A 24,946-nucleotide genomic window follows, 5' to 3' on the forward strand; every position below is an offset into this window, starting at 1 on the left:
CTCAGCGGCTGGCTTTGTCCAGCGCTTGGTCGATGTCCCACAGGATGTCGTCCAGATGTTCCAGGCCCACCGAGATGCGCACCATGTCGGGTGGGACACCCGCCGCGAGTTGCTGGGCCTCGTCGAGCTGGCGGTGCGTGGTGCTGGCCGGGTGGCTGATCAGGGTGCGGGTGTCGCCGATGTTGACCAGGTGGCTCATGAATTGGGCCGACTCAATGAAGGTCACGCCCTGGGCCAGCCCGCCTTTGACGCCAAAGGACAGCAGGCCCGAGGCACCGCGCATCTGGCGCTGCATCAAGGCATGCTGCGGGTGGTCGGGCAGGCCGGGGTAGTTGACCCAGGCCACACGCGGGTCGGCCTGCAAAAACTTCGCTACGCCCAAAGCGTTGTCGCAGTGCTTGTGCATGCGCAGGGGCAGGGTTTCGACGCCTTGCAGAATTTGCCAAGCGCTCATGGGGCTGAGCGCGGCGCCGAACACGCGCAGGCTTTCCATGCGGCAGCGCATGGTGAAGCCGAAGTCGCCAAAGGTCTCGTAAAACTTCACGCCGTGGTAGCCCTTGGACGGCTCGGTCATGCCCGGGAACTTGCCGTTGTCCCAAGGGAATTTGCCGCCCTCCACCACCACGCCACCCAGCGTGGTGCCGTGGCCCGCCAGGTATTTGGTGGCCGAATGCACCACGATGTCGGCGCCCAGCGCGAGCGGGTTGCACAGCAGCGGGCTGGGCACGGTGTTGTCGATGATGAGCGGCACGCCGTGTGCGTGGGCCACCTCGGCCACGGCGGCGATGTCCAGCACCACCATGCTCGGGTTGCCCAGACTCTCGGCATACACGGCTCGGGTATGGGGGCGCATGGCGGCGGCAAAGGCTTCGGGCTTGGTCGCGTCCACAAAGGTGGTCTCAATGCCGAACTTGGCCAGGCTCACGGCCAGCATCGTCACCGAGCCGCCGTACAAAGCCCCAGCGGTCACCACATGGTCGCCCGATTGCAAGATGGTCATGAGCGCCATGGTTTCGGCCGCCATGCCCGAGGCGCTGGCCACCCCAGCGCGCCCGCCTTCCAGGGCCGCCACACGTTCTTCGAGCACCGCCACCGTGGGGTTGCTCAGGCGCGAATACACATTGCCAAAGGTCTGCAGGTTGAACAGCGAGGCCGCGTGCTCGGCGCTGTCAAACACAAAGCTGCTGGTTTGGTAGATGGGCAAGGCGCGTGCGCCGGTGGCCGCATCGGGAATTTGCCCGGCGTGGATGGCCAGGGTCTCGGGGTGGAATGTGCGATCGGTCATGGTCTTTTTATACCAGCCGCCGCGCCGAGATGATCCCGGTGTTCACGCCCACCCAGTTCAGGCCGCCAAACAGCCGGGCGTGCTCAATCTTCACGCAGCGGTTGGTGACCGAATCCATGCCCGCCTTCTGGGCCATGGCGTCGGCTTCAGGGTTGGCGACACCCAGTTGTTGCCAAAGACACTGGGCACCGATCTGAACCGCTTGCTCGGCCATCGGCAATACGTCTTGGCTGCGGCGAAACACATCGACCATGTCCACTTTGAAAGGGATGTCGCCCAGGTTGGCGTAACAGGTCTCACCGAGGATCTCGCCGCCCGCATAGCGCGGGTTGACCGGCACGATCTTGAAGCCATGCGACTGCATGTACTTGGCCGCGAAATAGCTGGGCCGGTGCCACTCCGCCGACAGGCCCACCACGGCGATGGTGTGGCAAGTTTTGAGGATGCGCCGCAGCGCGTGCAAATCGTTGTGCATGCAAGTCCTTCTTTTTCTTCAATACTGCGCCAAGCCACTGCGCTTCATTTGCCGTGATGCCCATGTGGCGCACAGCGACAGCACGCCGCACACCGCCATCACGCCCAAATAATGGCCGTTCCAATCAAATGCGGCGCCCGCCAGCACCGGGCCCAGCAAGTTGCCCAAGGCCGCGCCGCTGTAGAGCGTGCCCACCACGCTGGCCACCGATTTCCCGCCAAAGTAATCCATGCAGATGGCGGGCAAAAGCGACACGATGCTGCCGTAACTCAGGCCAAACCACAGCGCAAACACCACCAACAGCCCTTGCCCCCCGGCAGCGCCCCACAGCACATACGATGCGCCCATGGACAGCTGCATCAGCACCAGCGTCTGCGCCCGGCCCAAGCGGTCGGCCACCAGACCAATGGCAAAGCGCCCCACCAGACTGCCCACGCCAATCAGCCCCACCAAGCCCACGGCAAAGGCTTCACCCAGGCCCAGATCGCGTGCCGAAGCCGACACGTGCGCGAACGGGATGAACATCACCGGTGAGGCCAACACCGTGGCCAGGTACAGCCAACGAAACGTGGGGCTGCGCAAGGTCTCGCGCAAGCTCAGCCCTGTGGCCGATTCGCCTGCACCCGGGCCACCTGAAGCCGCTGCCGCAGGTGCGCGCCGCAACAAAGCCGCAGCCAGCAGGCCCAGCACCAACACGCCCAGCGCCAAAACCTGCATCGCCTCGCGCCAGGGCATGGGGCCAATGGCCATGGCCACCAGCACGGGCACCAGCAAGGTGCCCGCCCCCACGCCCGAGCTGGCGATGCCTCCGGCCAAGCCGCGCCGGGTGGTGAACCAAGGTTGCACGCTGGCAATGGATGGCGTGTACACCAGCGCGATGCCCAGGCCCACCAACAAGCCGTAACTCACATACACCGCCAGCAAAGACGTGGCCCAGCTGGTGGCCAGCAAGCCCAGCGCAATGAGGGCCATGCCTGCCGAGCACACGATGCGCGGGCCGAAGCGGTCGGCCAGCATGCCGCCGCCTGCGCCCAACACAAAATAAACAAAGCCCGAGAGGCCAAAGATCCAGGACACATCGGCCCGCTGCGCCGAGAACTCGACGGCGAACGATTCAAAAAACGCCGCAAACGAATACGACACCCCAAAGATCACAGCCAGGCACACGAATGTGGCCCAAACCACCACCCAGGCGTAGGGGGTTTCTTTCATGGTGTCTCCGGTGTTCGCATGTTGCAAAGCATTGTGCCTTGCACGGGATGGGCGCACCCCTGGGGCCACAAAGCCTGTGTCACACTGGCGCGCATGGACTCCTCACTCGAACAAGCCCGCCAGGCCTTTCTGGATGGCGTTGAACAGTTTGAACGCCACCAATTTGAGGCGGCGGCATCCCTCTTTGAACGGGCATTGCAGCTGGCACCGGGCAGGCCGTCGGTGTTGATGAACCTGGGCGCCAGCTGCGTGCAGCTGGGTCGCTTTGAGCAGGCCGACGCGTGCCTGCGCCAAGCCTTGGCGGCCGATGACCAGCAGAGCGATGCCTGGGTCGCTTGGGGGGTCACGCAGATGGCGTTGGGCCAATGGCCACAGGCCCTGCACAGCCATGAGAAAGCCCGTGCTTTGGGCGCGGATGGCGCCGATTTTTGTTTGCGCTGGGGCCAATGCCTGGCCCATGCAGGCCGCCTGCCCCAAGCCGTGCAGGCGTTTGACCAAGCGCTGGCGCACGACCCCAACTTGGCCGAGGCTTTTAGCCAACGTGCCCATGCCCAGCGTGACATGGGGCAAACCGCGGCAGCGATCGCGGACTACCAACGTGCGCTGGCGCTGGGGGCCGACCCGGAGCTGCACCGTTACTACTTGGCCGCCTTGAGCCCGGATCAGCCCTTGGTGAACGCGCCAGCGGCGTATGTTGAAAAACTCTTTGACCAATACGCCGACGACTTCGAGGCGCACCTGGTCGGGCAACTGGGTTACCAAGGGCACAACGTGCTTTTGCAGCACCTGCCGGCCGAGCCGGGTGCCCGTTTTGAACGGGTATGGGACCTGGGCTGCGGCACCGGTTTGTGCGGTACGCTGATCCGTCCCCGTGCCGACCGTTTGATCGGCGTGGATTTGTCATCGGCCATGGTGGCCAAGTCGCGTGCGCTGGGGGTTTACGACAGCCTGCATGCGCAGGAGTTGGTGGCTTTCATGCAGCAAACCACCGAGCCAGCCGACTTGGTGCTGGCGGCCGATGTGTTCATTTATGTGGGTTGGCTGGAGGCGGTTTTTGCGGCCCTGAGCCCCCGCGTGCGTTCGGGCGGCTGGCTGGCCCTGACCGTTGAAGAGGCCGACCCGGGTTTTGAAGTGCAGCTGCACAGCAGCTTGCGTTACGCACACGCCCTGAGCTATTTGCAAAAACTGGCCGCAGCGCACGGCTGGCAATGGGCCAAGGTGCACCGCGCGCCCTTGCGACTGGACCAAGCCCAGCCGCTCATGGGTGCTTATGTTTATTTGCAAAAAACCTGACAATGGGGAATCCCCAGCCATGGCCCCGCCAGGAGAACCTCGCTCATGAACGCACAGGAACGCGACCAACTTCAGCAATTCTTGGCCACCTTGCGGCAACAGCGTGTTCAGGCCAAAGACCCGGTGGCCGATGGCCTCATCCGCGATGCCTTGGCCTCGCAAGCCGATGCCACTTACCTGCTGGTGCAACGGGTCATGGCCATGGGCTTGGCACTGGAAGCCACGCAAAACCGATTGAAGCAATTGCAAGCCTCATCGGCTGCGGCGCTGCAAGCTTCCAACCCTGACGCCAACGCTGCGCCCGCTCAGACGCCAGCGCCCATGCCGAATGGTGGCGCCCCAACGGCGCAACCCAGCCTGTGGATGCGTGGCTTGGTGGGGCAAGTGGGCGGCACGGCGTTGGGCGTGGCTGCGGGCGTGGTGGCGGGCGGCGCTGTGTTGCAAGGTCTGCAAGCCTTGTGGGGCGATGATGCCGCTTCGCCCAATTTGGCCCAAGGCCCTGCTGGGGGCTTGTCTGCGGCTGAACCGGATGCGGGCGACGGTCTGTGGGACTTGGGCGACGACTGGACCTGAGTTCAAGCGCCTCCTTCAGCGGCAGATTCAGCGGCAGTTTCAGCCGGTGATTCAGCGGCTGTAGGCCAAGCCCAGCGCCACGCCGCCAAACAAATCGCCTTCCACCACGGGCACACCCGCAAAGGCGGCTTGCAGGGTCTGCTGGAACGTGCTCAAAGCCGACGACCCACCCGTGAGGTAAATCGCATCCAGTGATGCATCGCTCAGGCCAGCGTTGTGCACGCATTCGCGCGCGCAGGCCACGGTGCGGCTCAGCAAATCGTGCAATTGCGCTTGCATGTCGTACACGCTGAGCTGCGCTTGTAAACCCTGCTCTAACACCGACAGGTCAATGCCCGTGTCAGCTCGGCTCACAGAGCAACGAATTTTTGCCTGTTCCACCTCATGGGCCATCAGGTGGCCATGCCGCTCGGTCAGCACGCGCATCAGACGCGCATGCAGGCAGGGGTCGCTGTAATTGCTGCGCAGGGTTTTGGCGTGGGCAATGGCTTTGGGTTGGTATTGCCAGTGGATCAGGTGCCAGGTGGCCAGGTCAAAAAACACGCGGCTGGGCACTTCGCGCTGTTCGGGGCCGATGTGTTTGTAGCCCAGCAAAGGCATCAACTGCGCCAAATGCAGTTGCCGGTCGTAATCGGTGCCGCCGATGTGCACACCCGTGGTGGCCAAAATGTCTCGACTGCGGTCAGCGTGCCGCACGCGTTCGGGCCCCAAGCGCACCACCGTGAAGTCTGAGGTGCCGCCTCCCAAGTCCACCACCAACACCGTGCTTTCTTTCGTCAAGCGCTGCTCGTAGTCGAGGGCTGCGGCAATGGGTTCGAGCTGAAACGACACTTCGTCAAAGCCCACCGACAACACCGCCTGGCGCAAAGAGGCTTCTGCTTGTGCATCGCGCTCAGCGTCGTCGTCCACAAAATGAACGGGCCGGCCCATCACCACGCGGCGCGGGGCGCTGCCCAAGCTTTGGGTGGCGCGCTCCCGCAGGGTCGCCAAAAAGGTGGCAATGATGTCCTGAAAGCTGATGTGCTGATGGCCGATCTGCGTGGTCTCCAGCAGCAGGGGGCTGCCCAGCAGGCTTTTGAGCGAGCGCATCAAGCGGCCTTCGGTGCCTTCCAAATAATGCCGGATGGCGTCGCGACCGAAGTGGGTGCTGTTGTCTTCAGCGTTGTAAAACACCGCTGTGGGCATGGCCAAGGCGTCGCCCTCCAGTGCCACCAGGCGTGCGCTGCCTTGGGGTCCTCGCCAAGCCATGGCCGAGTTGGAAGTGCCGAAATCAATGCCAAGCGTGCCGACGGGAGAAGAGTTCATGGAGAGGGTAGACAAAAGCCGACAGTCACAGTGCAGGTGCCTGCCATAGCGGGCAGACCTTGAAGACCGGGCATTTTGCCACCAAGCGGCACGGTGATGGCCGCAGTGCCGCGCTCAGTTTGGTATTGTTCTGAGCCGCAGTGCAAGCGTCGCACAGCTTGCAAACTGCGCGTTCATGGAAGTCTTATCGCGCTCAGCGACGGTTGAAATACTGCCGCATTTCAGCGAGGGTTTGAGACTCCTTGGGTTTGACCGCAACGACTTTGGCCGCACTGCCCGGAAAAACGTCTTCTATGCTTAAGTTGTACTTTTCCATCACCGCCATGATCTGAGCGGTGCCCTGGTCCACCTCTTCTTGCCGCAAGCGTGCTTGCTCCAAATCAACGTCCATCTTTTTCAAGATTTCCAGCGACTGCGTGATTTTGAAATCAAGCTCTGCTTTTTGCTGCTCAAGCTGTTTCAGTGAAGGCATGGTGAAGGTCCCGAAGAGTGAGTGAAGAAGATGCTTGCAATCTAACCGTCACGCTGGCGTGACCTCACACCAAAGATCATGAAAACACACAGATGCTCACGCCGGAAGGCTTCAGCGTTGTGCGGGGGCTGCACATGCTCACAGTTGCTCTCACTTTCAACCACTCATTTCGCTTGTATTCACAGCCATGTGGTTTATGTCATCTCAAACTTCTATGATGGGATGCATCCATGAAACGCTTGTGTTGTCTGCTGTTGCTGTTGTTGTTCCAACTGTCCTTGCATGCAGGGCAGGCACGCTATGAAGTCGATACGGCTTTTTTCCACGACGACCGGCAAACACACACGCTGGAGAGCGCCCAAGCGCAGGCATTCAAGCCCTATCAAGGGCATCTTCGCCTCGGATTCACTGGAGGTGAAACTTGGATCCGGATTCGGCTGAAGGACCACCCAGCCAGCGCACCGTCAGACCCGATACCTTCTTTGGTTTTCAGAGTGGAGTCTTACTCGCTGGACCGATTGGATTTCTACCAACAAACCGCTGGCAACTGGACGCACCAACGTGGGGGCGAGTTGCAGTTGCAAAAAAACAATTTTTGCATCGAGCTGCAGCATTGTTTTGAATTCAATGCGTCAAATACCGGCCATCACTATGCCTATTTGAAAGTGCAAACGACCGGTGTTCGCATTGTGCGCACAGATGTGATGACGGCTGACAAGGCTTTCCAGTCATCGATTGGTGTGATCAAAAGCGTGAACACCGCTTTGAACCTTTCCATGGCATTGTGGCTTCTTTCGGTGACATTCCTGTTCTTTGAACGTTCACGCATATTGCTGGTGTTTTGTGGATTTCAAACGACGGTGGTGATGTCGATTTGTGCGTTTTCAGGTGCCCTGCAGCAGTGGTGGGGTTTCATGTCGGCGGTTCCACCCAACACCATGACCGGATTGGCGCTGGTGATGCGGATGGCGATGACGGTTCTTCTGGCATGGGTCATTCTTGCCACTTACAAGCCCCACAGGGCGTACAACAAATGGGTCGCCGCTGTTCTTGTGGTGTGCGCTGTCAATGTCCTGCTTGTTTTGTTGGGGTACGAAACCGAGGCAGCCCTGTTGAACTACGGACTGGGTTTTATAAGCCCGTTCATCCAAATCTGGGGTGCGCGTTCGGTCAGTACAAACATGCCTGGACGATGGATTTTCGTCGCAGGATGGTTGATCGTTTTGATTTTCTTTGTTTTAGGATTTCCTCTCAATTTGGGTGAACAAGACTGGCGGGACCAATACAACTTGGTGCAAAACAGTGGTGACTTGCGACTCAATGGCATCCCGATTGGGATCGTGGTTTTTTGGTTGGTTGCCACGGAAAAAGCCAGCCGCAATCGGAATAAATTCTTGGAGTTGCAGGCTTTGAAAATTCAGGCGGCAGCGTCCAAAGCCCATGAAGAAGGTTTGAAAGAGCGTCGCGATCTGATTGACATGCTGACCCATGAGTTGAAGACGCCTTTGAGCACCATCAAGTTTGCCATGGCTTCGCTCAAAAGAACGGCCTTGGCTCAGGGAGAGTCTTTCGACAGGATGCAGCACATCAATGCCTCGGTGGAGCGCATGGACGCCATGATTGAGCATGTCGCACTCTCCAACAAAATTGAACGCATGGAGGCGCTGGGTGCGGAAGAGAGCGTTTCGGCACTCGAACTGATGAACGTGGTGATGCAGGAGTACCGTGAGCCTGAGCGCTTTGAGCTTGACATTCAAGAGGGTGTTTTTTTCCGAGCTGCTCCCCATTTCTTGGCTTTGATCATCGAGAACTTGGTGAGCAATGCTGTTAAATATGCGCAGGACGGCAAAATCAGGATCAGCATCCAAAATGAAGATGCGAAGACCACTTGTTTTCGCATCAGCAACAAGGTGGCGGACGATCACCATCCAGACGAGGCGCGTTTGTTTGAGCGGTATTACCGCCATCCCAGTTTCCAGAACAGCCCGGGCATGGGCATTGGCTTGAGCTTGGTTCATTCGGCCGCGCAAAAAATGGGTGCGCAGGTGCAGTACCAAAAAATAGACCAAGACGTGGTCTTTGAAGTGAGGTTTCCCCGTTGAATGATTTACAACATGGCACCAGAGACACGCCTTGGCCTTTGGTGCTGGCTTTGGTGGAAGACGATCGCTTGCTGCGTGAAGAAATCGAAGTGCATTTGAAGGCTCACGGCTTTGAGGTTCATGCGGCCAACAGTGCCATGGGTCTGGACGATCTCAATGCCCGCATTGCCTTTGACCTGTATCTGATTGACTTGAATCTACCGGGTGAAAACGGCTTGAGCCTTTGCCGGCGCGTGCGGCAATCACGCCCCGATGCAGGCATTGTGATCATGACCGCCCGAGTGGCGCTGAACGACCGGATTGCAGGCTACAAACAGGGCGGGGCCGATGTGTACCTGACCAAGCCGGTGGCGCCAGACGAGCTGGTGTTGGTGTTGTTGAGTTTGGGGCGACGCCTCAAGCAGACGCAAACGGCTCAAGAGTGGTCTTTGAGTTTGCGCGATCGCACCTTGCTCCCGCCAGATCACGATAAAAAACTGAGGTTGACCAGCAAGGAAAAAACCATTTTGTTGGCGCTCGTCCAGGCCAAAGACAACACGCTGGAATCCGGCGTACTGTGCGATTTGTTTGCCGAAGAGGACAGCGACGCCTTGATGAGCAAGCATGCCTTGGAGGAGCTGATCGCCCGTTTGCGCAAAAAATTCAAAAGCGCACAGGTGGATGGCGATGAGCCGGCCATCAAATCGGTGTGGGGTGTTGGTTACCAGCTGTGTGTGCGCATCCAATTTGTCAATTGAAGGCGCACCTGGTGCTCCAGGAACATGAAAACAGCCATGCCCCTCGGGTTTTGGTATAGATTCGGTAGGTTTTTTACAAGTTCAAACCCATGACCGAACCTTCCACTGACGCCGCATCTCGTCCAGCACTTCCTGACCGCCTGGCCATCGACACCCGCAGCCCGCACCATGTGCGCGCCGTGTTCGAGCACGACATTGGCATCCGCTTCAATGGCAAGGACCGCAACGACGTCGAGGAATACTGCATCAGCGAAGGCTGGGTGCGCGTGCCTGCGGGCAAGACCTTGGACCGCAAAGGCCAGCCCTTGCTGATCAAGCTCAAGGGCAAGGTCGAAGCGTTTTACCGCTGACACCTCCGGTGGCGCTTAGCCGCCGATGCGCCGCTGCAATGCTTCAAAAGAGATCAATTCTCCGGCCAGCGCACTGGCCATCACCGTGGGCGGACTGGCCAGCCAGACTTGGCCCGGGCCTGAGCGGCCCGGAAAATTGCGGTTGATGGCGCTGACCGTGACCTGCGCCGAGTCTGTGGACGAACCCGGCCCGCAGTTGGCGCAAGCCCCGCAAGAGGGCTGCAAGATGCGCACGCCCAAAGCGGTGAATGTCTGGTCGTAACCCTGCGCCACACAGTAGTCACGCACAGCGGTCGTGCCGTATTGCAGAAACACCTGCACCCCCACAGGCAGCTTGAGATGGTTGTTCAGACCCCAGGCCAGCACCGCGTGGTAATGGTCAAAGTCTTCGCGCTTGCCTGCTGTACAGGAGCCGCCATAGGCGATGTCGATGCGCACGCGTTCTTGCAGGTCTGACAGCGCCAGCCCCTGACCCGGGTCACCGGGCCGCGCCACCATGGGGCAGAGGGTGTTCAGATCGACCGTCATGTCGTGGGCGTAATGCGCGCCATCGTCGCTGTGCATCCAGTCGTCGATCACCGCTTCTACACCCCGTCGTTCGCGGATAAAGCGCAGGGTTTCGGCATCGGGCGCCACGATGCCGCTGAGCCCACCCAGCTCGGCGCACATGTTTGTGAGCGTCGCGCGTTCGTCGGTGCGCAGGTGGGCGATGCCTTCACCCGCAAATTCGAACACCTTGCCCACCCCGTGCCCCTCGCGGATGTAGGGGGTGGCCAGCAGGTGCAGCATCAGGTCTTTGGCGGTCACGCCCGGCTGCAAATGGCCCTGCAGTTCGACGCGCACGCATTCGGGCCAGCGCACACGCACCGCGCCGGTCACAAAGGCATTGGCCATGTCGGTGGTGCCCACGCCAAAAGCCACGCAACCCAAAGCGCCACTGTGCGGGGTGTGCGAATCGGTGCCCACCACCACCTGGCCGGGCAGGGCGTAGTGTTCGGCCACCATGGCGTGTGAAATGCCCGCCACATTTCGCCCGTCGTCTTGAAGCACTTCGGCATCGGTCAGGGTGCGGTGCATGCGCAGGCCGTGGCGTGCGGCAAAGTTGCGCTGTGCTTGGCTCATGGCGTGCATGTTGGCGATCAGGCCCCCCCGCACATGGGCCGGGCTTTCTTCGACGTAGGAGGTGTGGTCTTCAAACACCACAATCTGCGCTGGGCTTTGCAAGGTGAAATCTTGCCCCAGTGCATTTTTCATCAAGGTGTCGGCCATGCCGGTGTAGTACTCGTGAATAAAGCGCCAGTCGGCCCGTACGAAAAGCCCGTCGCCGGTTTGCGGCCGATCGGGTGTGTGCGGGGCTGTCAGGCGGTGGCGCTTCAGGATTTTTTCAAACAGGGTTTGAGGGACGGCCGCCGCAGGCAGGGGTGTGCTCCCACCGCCCAGCGCCCTGGTTTCTTTTGTGGGAGCCCACCCCGTGGGCGAATGAACCCTTGCCAGAAACCGCTGCCCCCAACGCAGCAGCCCACCCGCCGACAGGATCGAGGCCGCCAGCGCCTCGCGCCCCTGCACCAGATCGTCCAGCGTCAACGTCTCACCGCGCGCCATGCGGTCCAACAAACCAAAATCGGTCGAGGTGAACAAGCCAATGTTGTCGGCGTTTTGGCGGTAGATGCGCTCAAAACTTTCGGCAATCACCAGTTGCACGCCCGCCAGCTTTTCGGCGGTGGGGCTGTGCTCGCGCGAGGAGCCCTTGCCATAGCGGCGGCCCGCCACCAGCACCTGAAAACCGGCTTGACGCAGGGCTTGGCGAGCGATGGGGTTTTCTCCTTGGCAGCTCAGCCCGGTGTGGGCAAACTCGCCCAAGGTGTTGTCGTAATGGCTCAGGATGTGCACCGGCGTGATTTCGTCGGTCGAGACATCGTCACGCAGCGGCCCGGCCTGTGCGCGGTCCATGACCTCTCCCGACAGCTGGCGGCTGATCAGACCAGGGTCTTGGCTGAGGTAAAGGATCTTCCAGTCGGAGGTGTTCATGTCAGGGCGTGTGCGTGGGGAATGCTTCGCCCCTTTGGCAGAGGTCAGTCTCAATTCTATGAGCGATCCGAGCCATTAAACTCCTCGAACACCCCAGCAAAGGACACCTGACGTGAGCACATTTCATTGGCCCCAGCGCGTGACGATTCGTGAAGTGGGCCTGCGTGACGGGTTGCAAAGCATCGCTCGAACCTTGCCCACTGCGCAAAAATTGCAATGGATTCAGGGCGCTTACAACGCCGGCATCCGTGAGATCGAAGTCGGCTCGTTTGTACCGCCCAAACTCTTGCCCCAGCTGGCCGACACCGCCGAACTGGTGGCCTTTGCCAAAACCCTTCCGGGCCTGGTCGTGTCGGTTTTGGTGCCCAACCTCAAGGGGGCCGAGCGCGCCATGGACAGCGGTGCCGATTGGATGCTGCTGCCCCTGTCGGCCAGCCACGCGCACAGCTTGGCCAATTTGCGCAAGACCCCCGACCAGGTGTTGACCGAGATCGCCGCCATGGTCGAGGCACGCCGCGCACGCGCTTCGACCATCCGCATCGAAGTGGGCATCAGCACCGCTTTTGGCTGCACCTTGCAAGGCCGGGTAGAAATCGGTGAAGTGCTGCGTCTGGTCAAGGCCGTGCTGGACTTGGGTGTTGACCGTGTGGGCTTGGCCGACACGGTGGGCTATGCCGACCCGCGTCAGGTGGGCGACTTGTTTGCCAAGGCCCGCGAAGTGGCGGGTGACCAACTGGGCTGCGGCCACTTTCACGACACCCGTGGTCTTGGCTTGGCCAACGTCATGGCTGCGCTGCAAGTGGGTGAGACCCGTTTTGACGCCTGCCTGGCCGGCATCGGCGGTTGCCCGCATGCCCCCGGGGCCAGCGGCAATGTGGCCACCGAAGACCTGACGTATTTGATGGCCAGCATGGGCATCAACACCGGCATCGATTTCGCTAAGCTCATGGCTTTGCGCACCCAAGCGGCGCAGTGGCTCGCAGGCGAGTGCCTGCATGGTTCGATCGCGCAAGCGGGCTTGCCTAAAATCTTGCAAATGCCAGAAATGACTGCATGAACACGTCCGACAAGAAACTCCCGCTCGAAGGCCTGCGCGTCGTCGAGTTCACCCACATGGTCATGGGGCCCACTTGCGGCATGGTGCTGGCCGACATGGGGGCCGAAGTCATCAAGGTCGAGCCCATCGAGGGCGACCGCACACGGCATTTGCTCGGTTCGGGCGCGGGCTTTTTCCCGATGTTCAACCGCAACAAGAAAAGCATCCAGATCAATCTGCAAAGCCCCGAAGGTGCCGAGATGGCGCGGCGCTTGTGCGCCACGGCCGATGTGGTGGCCGAAAACTTCAAACCCGGCTCGATGGCGAAGTACGGCCTGGACTACGCCAGCCTGTCGGCCCACAACCCCAAGATCATTTACGCCAGCCTCAAGGGTTTTTTGCCAGGGCCTTATGACCACCGCACCGCGCTCGATGAAGTGGTGCAGATGATGGGTGGCTTGGCCTACATGACGGGCCGCCCCGGCGACCCGCTGCGCGCGGGCACCAGCGTGAACGACATCATGGGCGGCATGTTCGGTGCGATTGGCGTGCTGGGCGCGCTCATCCAGCGCGGCATCACCGGGCGTGGGCAAGAGATTCAGTCGGCCTTGTTTGAGAACAACGTGTTTCTGGTGGGCCAGCACATGCTGCAGTACGCCATCACCGGCAAGGCCGCCGAGCCCATGCCCAACCGCATCTCGGCCTGGGCGGTGTACGACGTGTTCACCGTCAAGAACGGCGCGCAAATCTTTTTGGCTGCCGTGAGCGATGCGCAGTGGGCCACTTTTTGCGATGTGTTGGGTTTTGCCGACCTCAAGGCCGACGCGCGTTACAGCGACAACAACGCCCGCGTATCGCTGCGTGCCGAGCTGATGCCTGAGTTGCGCCGCCGCTTGGAGGCCTTCACCGCCGCCGAGTTGACCGCCATTTTTGAAAAAGCCGGACTGCCCTTTGCGCCCATCGTCAAGCCCGAAGAACTGTTTGACGACCCGCACCTGAATGCCACCGGCGGTTTGGCCGATGTGCGCCTCACCGATGGCCCCAAGGCGGGGCAGACGGCCCGCGCGGCCCTGTTCCCTTTCACCATGAACGGGCAACGCCTGGGCGTGCGCCACCAGCCGCCCAAGCAAGGTGAAAATACCGATGAATTGCTGCAAGGCTTGGGCCTGAGTGCGGCAGAGATCGCCAGTTTGCGAGCCAGCAAGGCGGTGGCCTGACGTGGGCCATGGGCCTGATGCGTTTTATTTCCCATCAACTTCAAGAAAGAGACACACCATGAAAACACCCATCACCCGGCGCAGCGCATTGGTCGCTTTGTCATCGGTCGCCGCCGCAACTTTGCCGGGCATGGCGCTGGCGCAAGCGGACCGTCCCGTCAAATTCATCCTGCCCAATGCCACCGGCTCGGGTGTGGACGCCATCACACGCGCAGCAGCGCCCGCCATTGGCAAGGCTTTGGGTGCCAACGTGGTGGTGGAAAACCAATCGGGTGCCAGTGGCGTGATTGGTTTGCAGGCCATGGCCAAGAACCCGCCCGATGGCTTCACCTTGTCGGTGGTGTCCAACAACGTGGTGATTTTCCCCAGCGTCATTAAAAACCTGCCGTTTGAAATGCCCGCCGATTTCACACCGATTGCGGTGCTGGGATCCACCCCCTTGGTGTTGGTGGCGAACCCCCAAAAAGTGCCCTCCAACAACAGCCGTGAATTCATTGCCGCCCTGCGTGCCAAGCCGGACGGCTACAACTTCGGCTCTGGTGGCACGGGAACGATCTTGCACCTGGCCGCCGAGATGTTTGTGGACGAAGCCGGTGTCAAGGCGCGCCATATCCCCTACAAAGGCGTAGGCCCCATGGTCACTGACTTGTTGGGGGGTCAAATTGACTTTGCCGTCTTGGCTTTGCCCAGCGTACAGCAGCACATCCGAAGTGGTGCGCTCAAGGCCGTGGGCATGTGTGGCGACAAGCGAAGCGCCGCTGCGCCAGACATTCCTACCTTTGTGGAGCAGGGCTTGCCCACTTACGTGATCGATGCCTGGTTTGGTGTGCTCGGCCCCAAGGGCATGAGCGCTGCCAATGTGAAAAGGGTCAACGATGCCTTGGTGCAGGCCTTCAACGATCCGGCCGTCAAGGAAGTCATGGCCAAGCAAGGCAACACGATCGCCATCAGCACGCCAGAGCAAGCTCAGCGCGTCTTCCGAAGCGAAATGGAGCGCTTTGCTGCGCTGGTCAAGAAAGCGGGCATCGAGCCACAATAAGGCCCATCGCCCATCCCTCGTCGCTTGACATTTGGCGGTCAGGCGACGACCATGGGCGCATGTCCATCCAGGTTTTGATTTTCGGCATCCACCTCGCGCGCAGCACGCGGGGCAAGCCCTGCGCACCGCCGCAGGGTGTTTAAACACTCCCCCTGTTTCGTTTGACCGATTTCAATTCGGGCCGCGCTCACCTTGCAGCGTGGTCCTGCTTTTCACTGGAGATTTTCATGGCCGATTTGTTTGACAACCCCATGGGTTTGTGTGGTTTCGAGTTTGTCGAGTTCGCTTCCCCCACCCCCAACACCCTGGAGCCGCTGTTCGCGCAGATGGGCTTCTCGCTGGTCGCCAAACACCGCTCCAAAGACGTGGTGCTCTACCGCCAGGGCGACATCAATTTCATCGTCAACCGCGAGCCCAAAAGCCTGGCCGGTTACTTTGCTGCCGAGCACGGCCCATGTGCTTGTGCGCTGGCGTTTCGGGTGAAGGATTCGCACAAGGCTTATGCGCGGGCGCTGGAACTGGGTGCGCAGCCGGTGGATGTGCCCACTGGCCCGATGGAGCTGCGCCTGCCCGCCATCAAGGGCATTGGCGGCGCGCCCTTGTATTTGATCGACCGCTTTGAAGATGGCAAGAGCATTTACGACATCGACTTTGAATTCATCGATGGCGCAGACCGCCACCCGCCCGGCCACGGCCTCAAGCTGATCGACCACATGACGCACAACGTCTACAAAGGGCGCATGGCTTACTGGAGCGGCTTTTATGAAAAGCTTTTCAACTTTCAGGAGATTCGCTACTTTGACATCAAGGGCGAATACACCGGCCTGACCAGCCAGGCCATGATGGCCCCGGACGGCTTGATCCGCATCCCGCTGAACGAAGAGTCGGGCAAGACCGGTGGCCAGATCGAAGAGTTTTTGATGCAGTTCAACGGCGAGGGTATCCAGCACATCGCCCTGCTCACCGACGACATCCTGAAGAGCGTGGACGCGCTCCAGATGGCCGGCATCCCGCTCATGACCGCACCCAACGACATTTATTACGAGATGCTGGAAGAGCGCTTGCCTGGCCATGGCGAGCCGGTGCCCGAGTTGCAAGCGCGCGGCATCTTGATGGACGGCTCCACGGCCAATGGCGAAAAGCGCTTGCTGCTGCAAATCTTCAGCCAAACCCTGCTGGGCCCGGTGTTCTTTGAGTTCATCCAGCGCAAAGCCGACGAGGGTTTTGGCGAAGGCAACTTCAAGGCGCTGTTTGAAAGCCTGGAGCGCGACCAGATTCGGCGGGGGGCGATTGCGGTGGAGTGAGGGTTTGGCTGTGGACGCGTGTACGCCCGACGAACCCCACAAGGTCGTGTGCTTTTTTAATTGCCCTTGATTTTAGTAACACCTTGTGTGATACTTGGAAAAATAGGGAGGCGCAAATGGACATCTTTAAAAGTGCGTGGTTCACGCGCTTTGCCCGAAAAGAAAAGATTTCTGTTGCTGCGCTTCACGATGCAGTCGTCCGAGCAGAACGCGGTTTGATCGATGCCGATTTGGGCGCAGGTGTGATCAAGCAACGAATCGCTCGCCCAGGCGAGAGTCGTTCAAAGGGTTATCGAACGATTCTGCTGTTTCGTCAGCAGCATCGGTGTTTCTTTGTTTATGGCTTTGCCAAGAGCGAGTTGGAAAACATCAGCGCCTTGGAAGAGGCCCAATTCAAGCAGATGGCTCGTCACGTATTGGATTTAACGGATGCCCAACTCATGGAGTTGGTGACTCAAGGACATTTTGAAAAGGTGGTGCAAGATGCCTAAAAAATACCGCAGTGATGCATTGGCTGCGATTCACGAAACGATGGAGGCTTTGCATGAAGTGGGCGCTGTGGACCGCCAGACCATGCGGGAGTTTGACGAGACTTGCCTCACGCCCATTGAGGTGATGCTGCCTGAACAAATCAAAGCACTGAGGATGCGCGAGCATATTTCGCAGCCGGTGTTTGCGCGATACCTGAATGTGTCAAAGAACCTTGTTTCTGATTGGGAGCGCGGCATCAAAAAGCCCGGCGGCCCAGCGCTCAGATTGCTCACGGTGATTCAACACAAGGGCTTGATGTCGATCGCTTGACACAATGCTGTCGTCTCCACTACCTCACTCGTCACCCCGCATATGAAGGAAATCGATTTGAACTTGTCGCAAAAATTTTCACGGGAATCGGCAGAGACGCTGGCCGACATGAAAGCCACGGGCACAGGCCATGCGTTGGACGATGTTCGGGTTTATTTTTCTCAACTTAAAAAGCATCGCCAAGGGCAATCTGAGCGGCCAGCTATGCTGCAACCGAAAAAATGTCCTGACTCATTGGCTTTGCTGACTCGCATTCGTCACAAGTGACAAACTGAACGGGCCTGCCGCCCTGTTCTAAAAATCAGCCAACTTCTTTCCAGACGCGCTCGAAGCAACAGTCTCGGATGTGACTTGGTAAGGGCTGTTTCGAAAACTTTGGGTTTTTACCCGATTGCACAAAAGGGGTCTTCTCGCCACAGTTGAACGCTGTTGCTTTGAACAAAGGGTCCCCCGTCATGAAACTGAACGTCAACGGTAAAAACCGCAGCCTCGATGTCGAGCCCGAGATGCCCCTGTTGTGGGCCTTGCGCGATGAGCTTGGCATCCAAGGCCCCAAGTTCGGTTGCGGCATCGCCCAATGTGGGTCGTGCACAGTGCTGCTCAATGGCGAGCCGGTGCGCTCTTGTGTTTACCCGGTCTCGGCCTCTGCGGGGCAAAAAGTCATCACCATCGAAGGCCTGGCCGACAAGGGCCGCTTGCACGCCGTGCAGCAAGCCTGGATCGACCACCAAGTGCCCCAGTGCGGTTATTGCCAAGGCGGGCAGATGCTCGCAGCCGTGGCCCTGCTCAAGAAAAAGCCCAAACCCACCGACGAAGACATCGATGCCGCCATGACCAACATTTGCCGTTGTGGCACCTATGCACGCATCCGCACCGCCATCCACGCCGCTGCCAAGAAAGGGACCCGCGCATGAGCACCCCCCATCTGACTTCCGGCATGGACCGCCGCCACTTCTTGAAGATCTCCAGCACCGCCACGGCGGGCTTGTCGATGGGCTTTTTCGTGCCACAAAGTGCGCAGGCGGCCGCAACGCCCCAGCTCAATGTCTGGGTCGAAATCGAGCCCAACGACACGATTGTCATCCGCTACGCCCGTGCAGAAATGGGCCAGGGCAGCATGACCTCTGCGCCCATGATGATTGCCGAGGAGTTGGAGGCCGATTGGAAAAAAGTGCGCGTCGAGTACGCCACGGCGCATGAAAACCTGCGCACCAAACGCGCCTATGGCGACATGGCGTCGGTGGGCAGCCGCACCATCCGCAACTCGCAAGAATATTTGCGCAAAGCAGGGGCCACCGGGCGCGAGATGCTGATTGCCGCTGCCGCGCAGCAATGGGGCGTGCCAGCCAGCGAGTGCAAAGCCGCGCTCAGCAAGGTCACCCACCTGCCCAGCAAGCGTGTGCTCAGCTACGGCAAACTGGCCGCCGCGGCGGCCAAACTGGAAGCCCCCAAAGACGTCAAGCTCAAAGACCCCAAAGCCTGGACCCTCATCGGCAAGTCCATCCCGCGTGTGGACATCCCCGACATCGTCACCGGCCGTGTGAAGTACGGTATTGACGCACAAGTGCCCGGCATGCTGCACGCGGCCATTGCGGCTTGCCCGGTGTTCAACGGCACCATCAAAACCATGGACGCCTCCAAGGTGGAAAACCGCAGGGGCATCGTCAAGGTGTTGAACATGGGCACCTTTGTGGCCGTGGTGGCCGACAACTGGTGGCGCGCCAAAGAAGCGCTGCGTGATGTGGCGGTGGACTGGGATGTGGGCGAGCACGGTACCTTGAGCAGCGCCGTCATCATGTCCCACTTCAAAGCCGGTATGGATCAGCCAGAACTGGCGGTGGCCCGCAACGACGGCAACACGGCCGATGCGCTGAGCAAAGCGGCCAAGGTGGTGGAGGCCGAGTACTTCACACCCTATTTGGCGCACGCCACCATGGAGCCGATGGTGTGTACCGCTTGGTTGCAGGGCGAACAACTCGATGTGTGGTGCTCGACGCAAAATCCTGAAGCCACTTTGGCCGTGGCGGCTGCGACAGCGGGCGTGCCACAGGCCAACGTGAAAGTGCACCCCATGCAATTGGGTGGCGGTCTCGGGCGCAAAAGCCCGCAAGACTTCACACGCCAAGCCGTCGCGATCGCCAAGGCCATGCCCGGCAAGCCCGTCAAAATGCTGTGGTCTCGCGAAGAAGAAATCCAGCACGGCTTGTACCGCCCGGCCAGTCTGATGCGTTTCAAGGCGGGTTTGAGTGCCACGGGCAAAGCCGAGGCGCTGCACATCCGTGTCAGTGCCCCATCCATCTTGGCCACCTTGCTGAAACTGCCCTTGCCCAGAGGCGTGGACGGTCAGGCCGTGGCCAGCTTCAACGACCACCCCTATGACATCCCCAACACCTTGGTGGACTATGCCCAGCGCAACACCAATGTGCCCGTGGGTTTTTGGCGCACCGTGGGGCATTCACAAAACCCGTTTGGGCGTGAGTGCTTCATCGACGAGATGGCCCAGGCGGAAGCGCAAGACCCGGTTCAATACCGCTTGGCCATGCTGCCCAACAATGAAAAAGCCAACCGCGACCGTGCCATCTTGTTGGCCGTGACCCAAGCAGCCGGGTGGGACAAAAAACCGGCCCCCGGTGTGTTCCGGGGTGTGGCCGCCACCGACGGATATGGCAGCTGGACGGCTTGTGTGTGCGATGTCTCCATCAACGCCAAAAACGAGGTCAAGATCCACCGCATCGTGATCGGCATTGACCCCGGTTATGCCGTCAACCCCGACAACATCGTGGCCCAGTTCCAGGGCAGCGTGGTGCACGGTTTGACGGCCATCTTCTGGGGTGAAAACACCATCAAGGATGGGCGTGTGGAGCAATCCAACTTCCACGATTACCGCATGATGCGTTTGAACGAAATGCCCAAGGTGGAGGTGGTGATTGCCCCCACGGGCGGCTTCTGGGGCGGGGTGGGCGAGCCGGCCCAAGCGCCTTTGGCACCGGCGGTGGCCAACGCCATTTCGGCGGCACTCGGCAAACGCATCCGCAGCTTGCCTTTGAAGAACCATGGTTTGACTTTGGCACGCGCATGACGGTGCTGGGCTTGGCAAGGGTGTGGGCCTTGGTGTTCAGCGCTGGCTGGGGCTGGGCCGCAGCGCAAACGCCTGTGGCCCTTCAAGCCGGCTCGCCAGAGCGGGGCAAGGCCTTGCTCTTGCAAAGGCAAGACAGCGGTTGTGTGCTGTGCCATCAAGTGCAGGGTTTGCCTGCAGGTGGTGCACTCGGCCCGTCTTTGGTCGGTTTGCCCGAGCGCAGCACCAAAGACCAAGCCCGCGAGCGCATCGCCGATGCCCGGCGCTTCAACCCGCAAACCATCATGCCCGCCTATTTGAGTACCGAGGGTTTGAACAAGGTGGCGAGCCCTTACAAGGGGCAAACCATTTTGACGGCGCAGGGGCTTGAAGACATCTTGAGTTACTTGTTTTTGCCCAGCAAGGCCACGCCATGAAGTGGCCCACATTGACCCGTCGCGAGGGCTTGCGGCAGACGCTGCGGGCCGGTCTTTATGGGCTGGCAGTTCAGCTGTGGCCCAGCCGCGCCCAAGACATGGCATCGGGCCAGTTGTTGAGCTTGGCGCAGATGATGGGGCCCCTGACCCAAGGCGCTCGCTTGTTACAACAAGACGTGAAGATCGTGGCCCCTGTGTTGGCCGACAACGGGACTTTGGTGCCTGTCACGGTGCAGGTGCAAAGCCCCATGACGCCCCAAGACCATGTGACGCATCTGTACCTGTTGTCTCAGCGCAATCCGGTGACCCAAATGGCGGTCTTCCATTTGGGGCCGTGGAACGGACGCGCCGAAATCAGCACACGCCTGCGCTTGGCGGGCACCCAGCAAGTGGTCGCTTTGGCGCGCCTGTCCAGTGGCGAGTTTCGTTATGGCCAGATGGAAATCATCGTCACCGAGTCGGCTTGCGTCGACGCCTCATGACCATGGCATTTGCACGCATCCAATGGCCTGAACGCGTCTTGGCGGGGGATGTGGTCAAAGTGCGTCTGCTGGTGCAACACCCCATGGATACGGGGTACTTGCAAGACCTGTTGGGCAAATTGGTGCCGCGCAATGTGATCCGGTCATTGACATGCACCTGGGGCCAGCAAGAGGTGTTCCGTGTGGAGCCATCGTCGGGGATCTCGGCCAACCCTTTGTTTGAATTTTTTGTGCGGGCAGAACAAACGGCCGAGATGCATGTGGCGTGGATCGATGACCGGGGTGTCAAAGGCCAGTTGCGGCAAATGTTGCCGGTTTTGCCCAAGAGCAGCCCCTGAGCGCATGAGCAGCAGAGCGTTCGCATCGGAGCCCGCAGCGTGGTGTGTGCGCACCGTGCTCCAGTTGTGCTGGCTGGTTTTCATGCTGATCGCGTTGTGGTCGGTGAGTGGGTACGCCGCTTCGCAGACGGCAGCGCCACCCGCACGCAGCTTGCCTTTGTCGCAGCTCAAATCGGGCCTGCATTATTCGGGCAAGGATGTGCAAGCCTTGCAGGCCGACGAATTTGCCAACCCCGCCCAGCTGTGGCTCAGCCAAGGCGCGCAAGCTTGGGGCCAGCCCAGTGCCGCGAACGGCAAATCGTGCGTGAGTTGCCACGGCGCAGTGGCCACCAGCATGAAAGGCGTCGCCACGCGTTACCCCGCCATCGATGCCGCCAGTGGGCGCCTGTTCAACCTCGAAGACCGCATCCACCAATGCACCACGCGCCATCAGCAAGCACCCGCACTCGCGCCCGAATCGGATGCCTTGCTGGGCTTGACCTTGCTGGTGACGCAGGCCTCCAAAGGCATGCCCTTGCGGGTGGACATTGGCGGTGCGGCGCGCGGCCACTGGCAAGCGGGGGCGACATTGTTTTCTCAACGCCAAGGCCAAATGAATTTGTCGTGCGCCCAATGCCATGACCACAATTTTGGGCAACGCCTGTTCACCGACCTGCTGAGCCAAGGCCAGCCCAATGGCTACCCGGTGTACCGTTTGGAATGGCAAAAACCGGGATCGCTGGAGCGGCGTTTGCGCAGTTGCTATGCCGGTATTCGCGCGGAAACCCCGCCTTGGGGTGCTTTGGAGATGCGGCAACTGGCGCTGTACCTGATGTGGCGCGGTGAGGGCTTGCCCATCGAGGTGCCGGCTGTGCGCAAGTGATCAAGCCGCGACGCGCTTTCGCGTTGTCGTTCTTGGACGACCCGTCAAATTTCGCTCCACCTCCATCCGCAATGCAGCATTGATGCGCGACTGATAACCAGCCCCTTTCGACTTGAAGAACTCCAAAATATCAGCATCCAAACGAAGAGAGGTGAGCACCTTCGTGGGCGCAGCTTGAGGCCCGCGTCCACGCTTGAGCACCGGCGCACCCAGCATGTCCTCAGTCCATGCGGGATTGTCAGGATCGTTGACCTTAGCCGAGGGTTTCTTTGGCAACTTGGCGGTAGTAGCGAGCTTCATGTTTTTCTGCCTTTCGCAGCGATATCACGTGAGCCCCTCTCGGGCGCTCGGTATAAACCAACGAAGTCAAGCCCGTGTTCTTGATGTTCAGCTTGCGCTTTGGCTCGTGCCATGTGAGCATATTAAATTGTATCTACAAAATAAGTAGACGCAAGGTGCAATTTAACGTTTGACTTGATTCCAGGAATAACCAGCTTCTGGGTCTTTCTCAAAGTCGGCCAATCGAGCTTCAAGTTCGATTTTTAAATCGGGCGAGTCCTGAATGCCGTGAGGGAAGGCAGCGATGCTTTCCCAAATCACTTCAACGCGCTGCTTGAACGCCTGTAGCGCGACCAGATCGGGCGCGGAGCGATTCAGGTGGAGTGTTGAGCGGATTTTTTTCTAGACCGAAGCGCCGCTGCATAGGCAAGGGACGCCCAATCCTTTGCCATCTCTGGATCGTCGAATAACTCTATGGGCGCTGAGGAGTAGGACATTTTCATGGTGGTGCCATTCTTGGTGTACTCAAAGGGCACACAACCTGCTTCTGAAAACTGCGGTGCAGACAAGGCGTCCGTCTTGAGGTAGAGGGTGTCATTGGCGACGAGGCCAATCATCAAGCCTTGGTGGTAGATGCCGTACCCACCAAACATCGGTTTTGAGTTGATCGTCCCGAACAGGCGGAAGACCTCGTGCAGGTGCTCGATGAATTGATTGACTCTCTTCATAAGGGGGCCCAAATTGTGTTTTGAATTCTTGGTGACCGAGGGGTTGGGCCTCACCGCGCTGGCTGACTGCTAACGGGCGTTGCTGCGGAGGGCCCGCGTGACGGAGCGCTTAGTGTTGCCGGTGTAGGTAGTTCGTTGATTGGCACTGGCCGGGTGATGTACCCCGTGAAGATTGAAAGAAACAAGCAGGCGAGATTCATGAAGGCTGCTGGCTTCTGCGATGGTTGCTGGCGCTCCATTCCAGGGGTGAGTAGTAGGACGTAGATCACGGCGGCCATACCGGCGAACGTGAGAAAGGAACTTGGTGGAAGTCGGAGGAAGATGGCCAAAGCTGGAACAGTGAAGAGTGCTGATAGGAATGGGCTGGTTCTACTGCCGCCTGTGACGGCAACAAGGTAACCGACGAAGCCCAAATTGAGCACGAACACGAGAAAAATCGCTTTGCGCGCAGACATAGTGTTTATTCCAACGCCCTGGAAAAGTGGGCTCCAGATGGAATAGAGCTCGTCCGAGATCAATAGCAAGGCGAACGATCCAAGCGCAAGGAGCGTAGTGGGAGAACGCCTTAACTGAGATGGGTGCAGTAGCCTCTCGTCGAATGCCGAGACGGGCGACATAGCCCACCGGGGCGATTGATACAGTGTAGAAGTGACTCCCAGGATCGCTACGAACATCAGCTGTATCAAGAGCGTAGCGGCAGCTACGTTCAGAGGTTGGATTGACTGTTCGGCCGCCATGGGGGTTAGGCCCCAGCCGCGAAGATGAATGTACTGCCAAGGAATGCAAGGAACAGAACAATCTGAATCAAGGCGAACATACCCTGGGCGTTTATCGTCTTGATGAGCAGCAGGTACTTAATCTGTGGATCCCCACTGTTCCTTCTCAGATGTCGGTGTGCCATCCAACGGGCCCAAGCGGGGAAGGGTTTATAAAACTCACTTAACACGCGTTCCATTCGTACGCCAGTCTGTATGGTGATGCCCCAGAACTTTGCGCCTTCTTCAATCCGTTCGGCTTCTTCCTCGTACCGCTTTAGGTGCGCAAGAAATGTCTCCTTGACCCTCGCGCTCATCTCCTTCATGACCCTCGCCCTCAGTGCAAGGGCTTTCGCGAGGATGCCGAATACGCAGGAGAGAACGAGTAGGACTCCAGCCGTTACAAACCCTTCTCTTGTGATGAGCGGAATCAACTGGTCTGCATTCGACACTACAAAGCCACCAACTGCAGCAGTCCCAAGTAGGAGCCATGTTGAGAATGAGTCGATAGGCTCGCTCGCAACCACTGCAGCCTCGAACATTGATGAGACGATCGCGTTCTCGGTGTTTTCTTGCGCAAGGCGGTGCCATTCGCGGAGCGGCGCGGTGCGGGGATCGTCTGTCATCTGGGGCCTAACGTGATGTAGACCGCAAAACCCGGCGGATACATCCGAACCCAGTCGATACATCCTGTGAAAGAAATTGTGACAAATGGCGTGCAGCAAGGCTTTGGGGCTTGCATGTTGTTATTCCATGAAGGTATGAATTTCCCATGAAACCC

The 24,946-nt window shown here is 59.6% G+C and carries 28 protein-coding genes; 18 read left to right on the top strand and 10 right to left on the bottom strand.

Features of this window, described 5'->3' with window-relative positions; translation table 11 throughout:
- Position 1: 1 nt before the first annotated feature.
- From B472_RS09350 to B472_RS09360, 3 genes are read right to left on the bottom strand one after another with little or no spacing between them, the layout of a single operon-like run.
- On the bottom strand, positions 2 to 1,285 hold the full coding sequence (locus B472_RS09350; protein WP_019427325.1) for an O-acetylhomoserine aminocarboxypropyltransferase/cysteine synthase family protein: 1,284 nt from the start codon (positions 1,283 to 1,285) through the stop codon (positions 2 to 4).
- 7 nt (positions 1,286 to 1,292) lie between these two features.
- Positions 1,293 to 1,760, bottom strand: a complete 468-nt coding sequence (locus B472_RS09355; protein ID WP_019427326.1) for a CoA-binding protein — start codon at positions 1,758 to 1,760, stop codon at positions 1,293 to 1,295.
- Positions 1,761 to 1,778: 18 nt separating this feature from the next.
- On the bottom strand, positions 1,779 to 2,972 hold the full coding sequence (locus B472_RS09360) for an MFS transporter (RefSeq protein WP_019427327.1): 1,194 nt from the start codon (positions 2,970 to 2,972) through the stop codon (positions 1,779 to 1,781).
- 18 nt (positions 2,973 to 2,990) lie between these two features.
- On the opposite strand from B472_RS09360, the gene B472_RS09365 reads away from it, so the two are divergent.
- Together B472_RS09365 and B472_RS09370 are read left to right on the top strand one after the other, a co-directional pair.
- Positions 2,991 to 4,265 carry a tetratricopeptide repeat protein gene (locus B472_RS09365; RefSeq protein ID WP_019427328.1) on the top strand — a complete coding sequence of 425 codons (1,275 nt, stop codon included), beginning with the start codon at positions 2,991 to 2,993 and terminating at the stop codon, positions 4,263 to 4,265.
- Positions 4,266 to 4,310: 45 nt separating this feature from the next.
- Positions 4,311 to 4,838, top strand: coding sequence for a DUF2076 family protein (locus B472_RS09370; RefSeq protein WP_019427329.1), 528 nt, complete (start codon positions 4,311 to 4,313; stop codon positions 4,836 to 4,838).
- 51 nt (positions 4,839 to 4,889) lie between these two features.
- On the opposite strand, the gene B472_RS09375 is transcribed toward B472_RS09370, so the two are convergent.
- Together B472_RS09375 and B472_RS09380 are read right to left on the bottom strand one after the other, a co-directional pair.
- Positions 4,890 to 6,143: an Hsp70 family protein gene (locus B472_RS09375; protein ID WP_019427330.1), complete on the bottom strand. Its 1,254-nt coding sequence runs from the start codon at positions 6,141 to 6,143 to the stop codon at positions 4,890 to 4,892.
- Positions 6,144 to 6,336: 193 nt separating this feature from the next.
- Positions 6,337 to 6,615 carry a hypothetical protein gene (locus tag B472_RS09380; protein ID WP_019427331.1) on the bottom strand — a complete coding sequence of 93 codons (279 nt, stop codon included), beginning with the start codon at positions 6,613 to 6,615 and terminating at the stop codon, positions 6,337 to 6,339.
- 230 nt (positions 6,616 to 6,845) lie between these two features.
- Between B472_RS09380 and B472_RS09385 the strand changes: the two genes are divergently transcribed.
- The 3 genes from B472_RS09385 (at position 6,846) to B472_RS09395 (ending at position 9,804) form a co-directional block, all read left to right on the top strand.
- The gene (locus B472_RS09385) at positions 6,846 to 8,717 is read left to right on the top strand and encodes an ATP-binding protein (RefSeq protein WP_019427332.1); all 1,872 of its coding nucleotides are present in this window, start codon (positions 6,846 to 6,848) and stop codon (positions 8,715 to 8,717) included.
- Positions 8,714 to 9,454 (top strand): response regulator transcription factor, encoded by a 741-nt coding sequence (locus B472_RS09390; RefSeq protein ID WP_019427333.1) that lies wholly within the window; start codon positions 8,714 to 8,716, stop codon positions 9,452 to 9,454. The genes B472_RS09385 and B472_RS09390 overlap by 4 nt, the downstream gene beginning before the upstream one ends.
- An 89-nt stretch (positions 9,455 to 9,543) precedes the next feature.
- Positions 9,544 to 9,804, top strand: coding sequence for a DUF3297 family protein (locus B472_RS09395; protein WP_019427334.1), 261 nt, complete (start codon positions 9,544 to 9,546; stop codon positions 9,802 to 9,804).
- Between the two features lie 15 nt (positions 9,805 to 9,819).
- Here B472_RS09395 and B472_RS09400 read toward each other — a convergent pair whose 3' ends face one another.
- The gene (locus B472_RS09400; protein ID WP_019427335.1) at positions 9,820 to 11,832 is read right to left on the bottom strand and encodes an aconitase family protein; all 2,013 of its coding nucleotides are present in this window, start codon (positions 11,830 to 11,832) and stop codon (positions 9,820 to 9,822) included.
- Between the two features lie 112 nt (positions 11,833 to 11,944).
- Here B472_RS09400 and B472_RS09405 point away from each other — a divergent pair, with 112 nt between their 5' ends.
- The 13 genes from B472_RS09405 (at position 11,945) to soxA (ending at position 22,403) form a co-directional block, all read left to right on the top strand.
- Positions 11,945 to 12,889 (top strand): hydroxymethylglutaryl-CoA lyase, encoded by a 945-nt coding sequence (locus B472_RS09405; protein WP_026039614.1) that lies wholly within the window; start codon positions 11,945 to 11,947, stop codon positions 12,887 to 12,889.
- Positions 12,886 to 14,085 carry a CaiB/BaiF CoA-transferase family protein gene (locus B472_RS09410; protein WP_019427337.1) on the top strand — a complete coding sequence of 400 codons (1,200 nt, stop codon included), beginning with the start codon at positions 12,886 to 12,888 and terminating at the stop codon, positions 14,083 to 14,085. The genes B472_RS09405 and B472_RS09410 overlap by 4 nt, the downstream gene beginning before the upstream one ends.
- A 58-nt stretch (positions 14,086 to 14,143) precedes the next feature.
- Positions 14,144 to 15,124: a tripartite tricarboxylate transporter substrate binding protein gene (locus tag B472_RS09415; RefSeq protein WP_019427338.1), complete on the top strand. Its 981-nt coding sequence runs from the start codon at positions 14,144 to 14,146 to the stop codon at positions 15,122 to 15,124.
- 227 nt (positions 15,125 to 15,351) lie between these two features.
- Complete coding sequence (gene hppD / locus B472_RS09420; RefSeq protein ID WP_026039615.1) at positions 15,352 to 16,428, top strand: 4-hydroxyphenylpyruvate dioxygenase; 1,077 nt, start codon at positions 15,352 to 15,354, stop codon at positions 16,426 to 16,428.
- A 116-nt stretch (positions 16,429 to 16,544) separates the two neighbouring features.
- Positions 16,545 to 16,919, top strand: a complete 375-nt coding sequence (locus B472_RS09425; RefSeq protein ID WP_019427340.1) for a type II toxin-antitoxin system RelE/ParE family toxin — start codon at positions 16,545 to 16,547, stop codon at positions 16,917 to 16,919.
- Positions 16,912 to 17,229 carry a DNA-binding transcriptional regulator gene (locus tag B472_RS09430; RefSeq protein ID WP_019427341.1) on the top strand — a complete coding sequence of 106 codons (318 nt, stop codon included), beginning with the start codon at positions 16,912 to 16,914 and terminating at the stop codon, positions 17,227 to 17,229. The genes B472_RS09425 and B472_RS09430 overlap by 8 nt, the downstream gene beginning before the upstream one ends.
- A gap of 57 nt (positions 17,230 to 17,286) precedes the next feature.
- Positions 17,287 to 17,496 carry a hypothetical protein gene (locus tag B472_RS09435; RefSeq protein WP_157951969.1) on the top strand — a complete coding sequence of 70 codons (210 nt, stop codon included), beginning with the start codon at positions 17,287 to 17,289 and terminating at the stop codon, positions 17,494 to 17,496.
- A 188-nt stretch (positions 17,497 to 17,684) separates the two neighbouring features.
- Positions 17,685 to 18,143 (top strand): (2Fe-2S)-binding protein, encoded by a 459-nt coding sequence (locus B472_RS09440; protein WP_026039616.1) that lies wholly within the window; start codon positions 17,685 to 17,687, stop codon positions 18,141 to 18,143.
- Positions 18,140 to 20,308 (top strand): xanthine dehydrogenase family protein molybdopterin-binding subunit, encoded by a 2,169-nt coding sequence (locus B472_RS09445; protein WP_026039617.1) that lies wholly within the window; start codon positions 18,140 to 18,142, stop codon positions 20,306 to 20,308. The genes B472_RS09440 and B472_RS09445 overlap by 4 nt, the downstream gene beginning before the upstream one ends.
- Positions 20,305 to 20,721, top strand: a complete 417-nt coding sequence (gene soxX, locus B472_RS09450) for a sulfur oxidation c-type cytochrome SoxX (RefSeq protein WP_019427345.1) — start codon at positions 20,305 to 20,307, stop codon at positions 20,719 to 20,721. The genes B472_RS09445 and soxX overlap by 4 nt, the downstream gene beginning before the upstream one ends.
- The gene (locus B472_RS09455) at positions 20,718 to 21,203 is read left to right on the top strand and encodes a thiosulfate oxidation carrier protein SoxY (protein ID WP_019427346.1); all 486 of its coding nucleotides are present in this window, start codon (positions 20,718 to 20,720) and stop codon (positions 21,201 to 21,203) included. Before soxX ends, B472_RS09455 begins: the two co-directional genes overlap by 4 nt.
- Positions 21,200 to 21,541, top strand: coding sequence for a thiosulfate oxidation carrier complex protein SoxZ (gene soxZ, locus B472_RS09460; protein WP_019427347.1), 342 nt, complete (start codon positions 21,200 to 21,202; stop codon positions 21,539 to 21,541). The genes B472_RS09455 and soxZ overlap by 4 nt, the downstream gene beginning before the upstream one ends.
- Before the next feature lie 4 nt (positions 21,542 to 21,545).
- Positions 21,546 to 22,403 (top strand): sulfur oxidation c-type cytochrome SoxA, encoded by an 858-nt coding sequence (gene soxA / locus B472_RS09465; protein ID WP_019427348.1) that lies wholly within the window; start codon positions 21,546 to 21,548, stop codon positions 22,401 to 22,403.
- On the opposite strand, the gene B472_RS09470 is transcribed toward soxA, so the two are convergent.
- From B472_RS09470 to B472_RS09490, 4 genes are all read right to left on the bottom strand, one after another.
- Positions 22,404 to 22,703 carry a BrnA antitoxin family protein gene (locus tag B472_RS09470; RefSeq protein WP_081504976.1) on the bottom strand — a complete coding sequence of 100 codons (300 nt, stop codon included), beginning with the start codon at positions 22,701 to 22,703 and terminating at the stop codon, positions 22,404 to 22,406.
- A gap of 162 nt (positions 22,704 to 22,865) precedes the next feature.
- The gene (locus B472_RS17490) at positions 22,866 to 23,003 is read right to left on the bottom strand and encodes an addiction module protein (protein ID WP_202862781.1); all 138 of its coding nucleotides are present in this window, start codon (positions 23,001 to 23,003) and stop codon (positions 22,866 to 22,868) included.
- 53 nt (positions 23,004 to 23,056) lie between these two features.
- Positions 23,057 to 23,410, bottom strand: a complete 354-nt coding sequence (locus B472_RS09480; protein WP_019427350.1) for a TfoX/Sxy family protein — start codon at positions 23,408 to 23,410, stop codon at positions 23,057 to 23,059.
- 742 nt (positions 23,411 to 24,152) lie between these two features.
- Entirely contained in the window at positions 24,153 to 24,791 is a 639-nt protein-coding gene (locus B472_RS09490) for a hypothetical protein (protein WP_019427352.1), read from the bottom strand.
- Positions 24,792 to 24,946: the final 155 nt, after the last annotated feature.

It is taken from the genome of Limnohabitans sp. Rim28 (assembly GCF_000293865.2).
Lineage (GTDB): Bacteria > Pseudomonadota > Gammaproteobacteria > Burkholderiales > Burkholderiaceae_C > Limnohabitans_A.

Coding starts and splice junctions, on each gene's coding strand:
- B472_RS09350 (WP_019427325.1), bottom strand. CDS start 1,285: ATGACCGATCGCACATTCCACCCCGAGACCCTGGCCATCCACGCCGGG.
- B472_RS09355 (WP_019427326.1), bottom strand. CDS start 1,760: ATGCACAACGATTTGCACGCGCTGCGGCGCATCCTCAAAACTTGCCAC.
- B472_RS09360 (WP_019427327.1), bottom strand. CDS start 2,972: ATGAAAGAAACCCCCTACGCCTGGGTGGTGGTTTGGGCCACATTCGTG.
- B472_RS09365 (WP_019427328.1), top strand. CDS start 2,991: ATGTTGCAAAGCATTGTGCCTTGCACGGGATGGGCGCACCCCTGGGGC.
- B472_RS09370 (WP_019427329.1), top strand. CDS start 4,311: ATGAACGCACAGGAACGCGACCAACTTCAGCAATTCTTGGCCACCTTG.
- B472_RS09375 (WP_019427330.1), bottom strand. CDS start 6,143: ATGAACTCTTCTCCCGTCGGCACGCTTGGCATTGATTTCGGCACTTCC.
- B472_RS09380 (WP_019427331.1), bottom strand. CDS start 6,615: ATGCCTTCACTGAAACAGCTTGAGCAGCAAAAAGCAGAGCTTGATTTC.
- B472_RS09385 (WP_019427332.1), top strand. CDS start 6,846: ATGAAACGCTTGTGTTGTCTGCTGTTGCTGTTGTTGTTCCAACTGTCC.
- B472_RS09395 (WP_019427334.1), top strand. CDS start 9,544: ATGACCGAACCTTCCACTGACGCCGCATCTCGTCCAGCACTTCCTGAC.
- B472_RS09400 (WP_019427335.1), bottom strand. CDS start 11,832: ATGAACACCTCCGACTGGAAGATCCTTTACCTCAGCCAAGACCCTGGT.
- B472_RS09410 (WP_019427337.1), top strand. CDS start 12,886: ATGAACACGTCCGACAAGAAACTCCCGCTCGAAGGCCTGCGCGTCGTC.
- B472_RS09415 (WP_019427338.1), top strand. CDS start 14,144: ATGAAAACACCCATCACCCGGCGCAGCGCATTGGTCGCTTTGTCATCG.
- hppD (WP_026039615.1), top strand. CDS start 15,352: ATGGCCGATTTGTTTGACAACCCCATGGGTTTGTGTGGTTTCGAGTTT.
- B472_RS09425 (WP_019427340.1), top strand. CDS start 16,545: ATGGACATCTTTAAAAGTGCGTGGTTCACGCGCTTTGCCCGAAAAGAA.
- B472_RS09430 (WP_019427341.1), top strand. CDS start 16,912: ATGCCTAAAAAATACCGCAGTGATGCATTGGCTGCGATTCACGAAACG.
- B472_RS09440 (WP_026039616.1), top strand. CDS start 17,685: ATGAAACTGAACGTCAACGGTAAAAACCGCAGCCTCGATGTCGAGCCC.
- B472_RS09445 (WP_026039617.1), top strand. CDS start 18,140: ATGAGCACCCCCCATCTGACTTCCGGCATGGACCGCCGCCACTTCTTG.
- soxX (WP_019427345.1), top strand. CDS start 20,305: ATGACGGTGCTGGGCTTGGCAAGGGTGTGGGCCTTGGTGTTCAGCGCT.
- B472_RS09455 (WP_019427346.1), top strand. CDS start 20,718: ATGAAGTGGCCCACATTGACCCGTCGCGAGGGCTTGCGGCAGACGCTG.
- soxZ (WP_019427347.1), top strand. CDS start 21,200: ATGACCATGGCATTTGCACGCATCCAATGGCCTGAACGCGTCTTGGCG.
- soxA (WP_019427348.1), top strand. CDS start 21,546: ATGAGCAGCAGAGCGTTCGCATCGGAGCCCGCAGCGTGGTGTGTGCGC.
- B472_RS09470 (WP_081504976.1), bottom strand. CDS start 22,703: ATGAAGCTCGCTACTACCGCCAAGTTGCCAAAGAAACCCTCGGCTAAG.
- B472_RS09480 (WP_019427350.1), bottom strand. CDS start 23,410: ATGAAGAGAGTCAATCAATTCATCGAGCACCTGCACGAGGTCTTCCGC.
- B472_RS09490 (WP_019427352.1), bottom strand. CDS start 24,791: ATGACAGACGATCCCCGCACCGCGCCGCTCCGCGAATGGCACCGCCTT.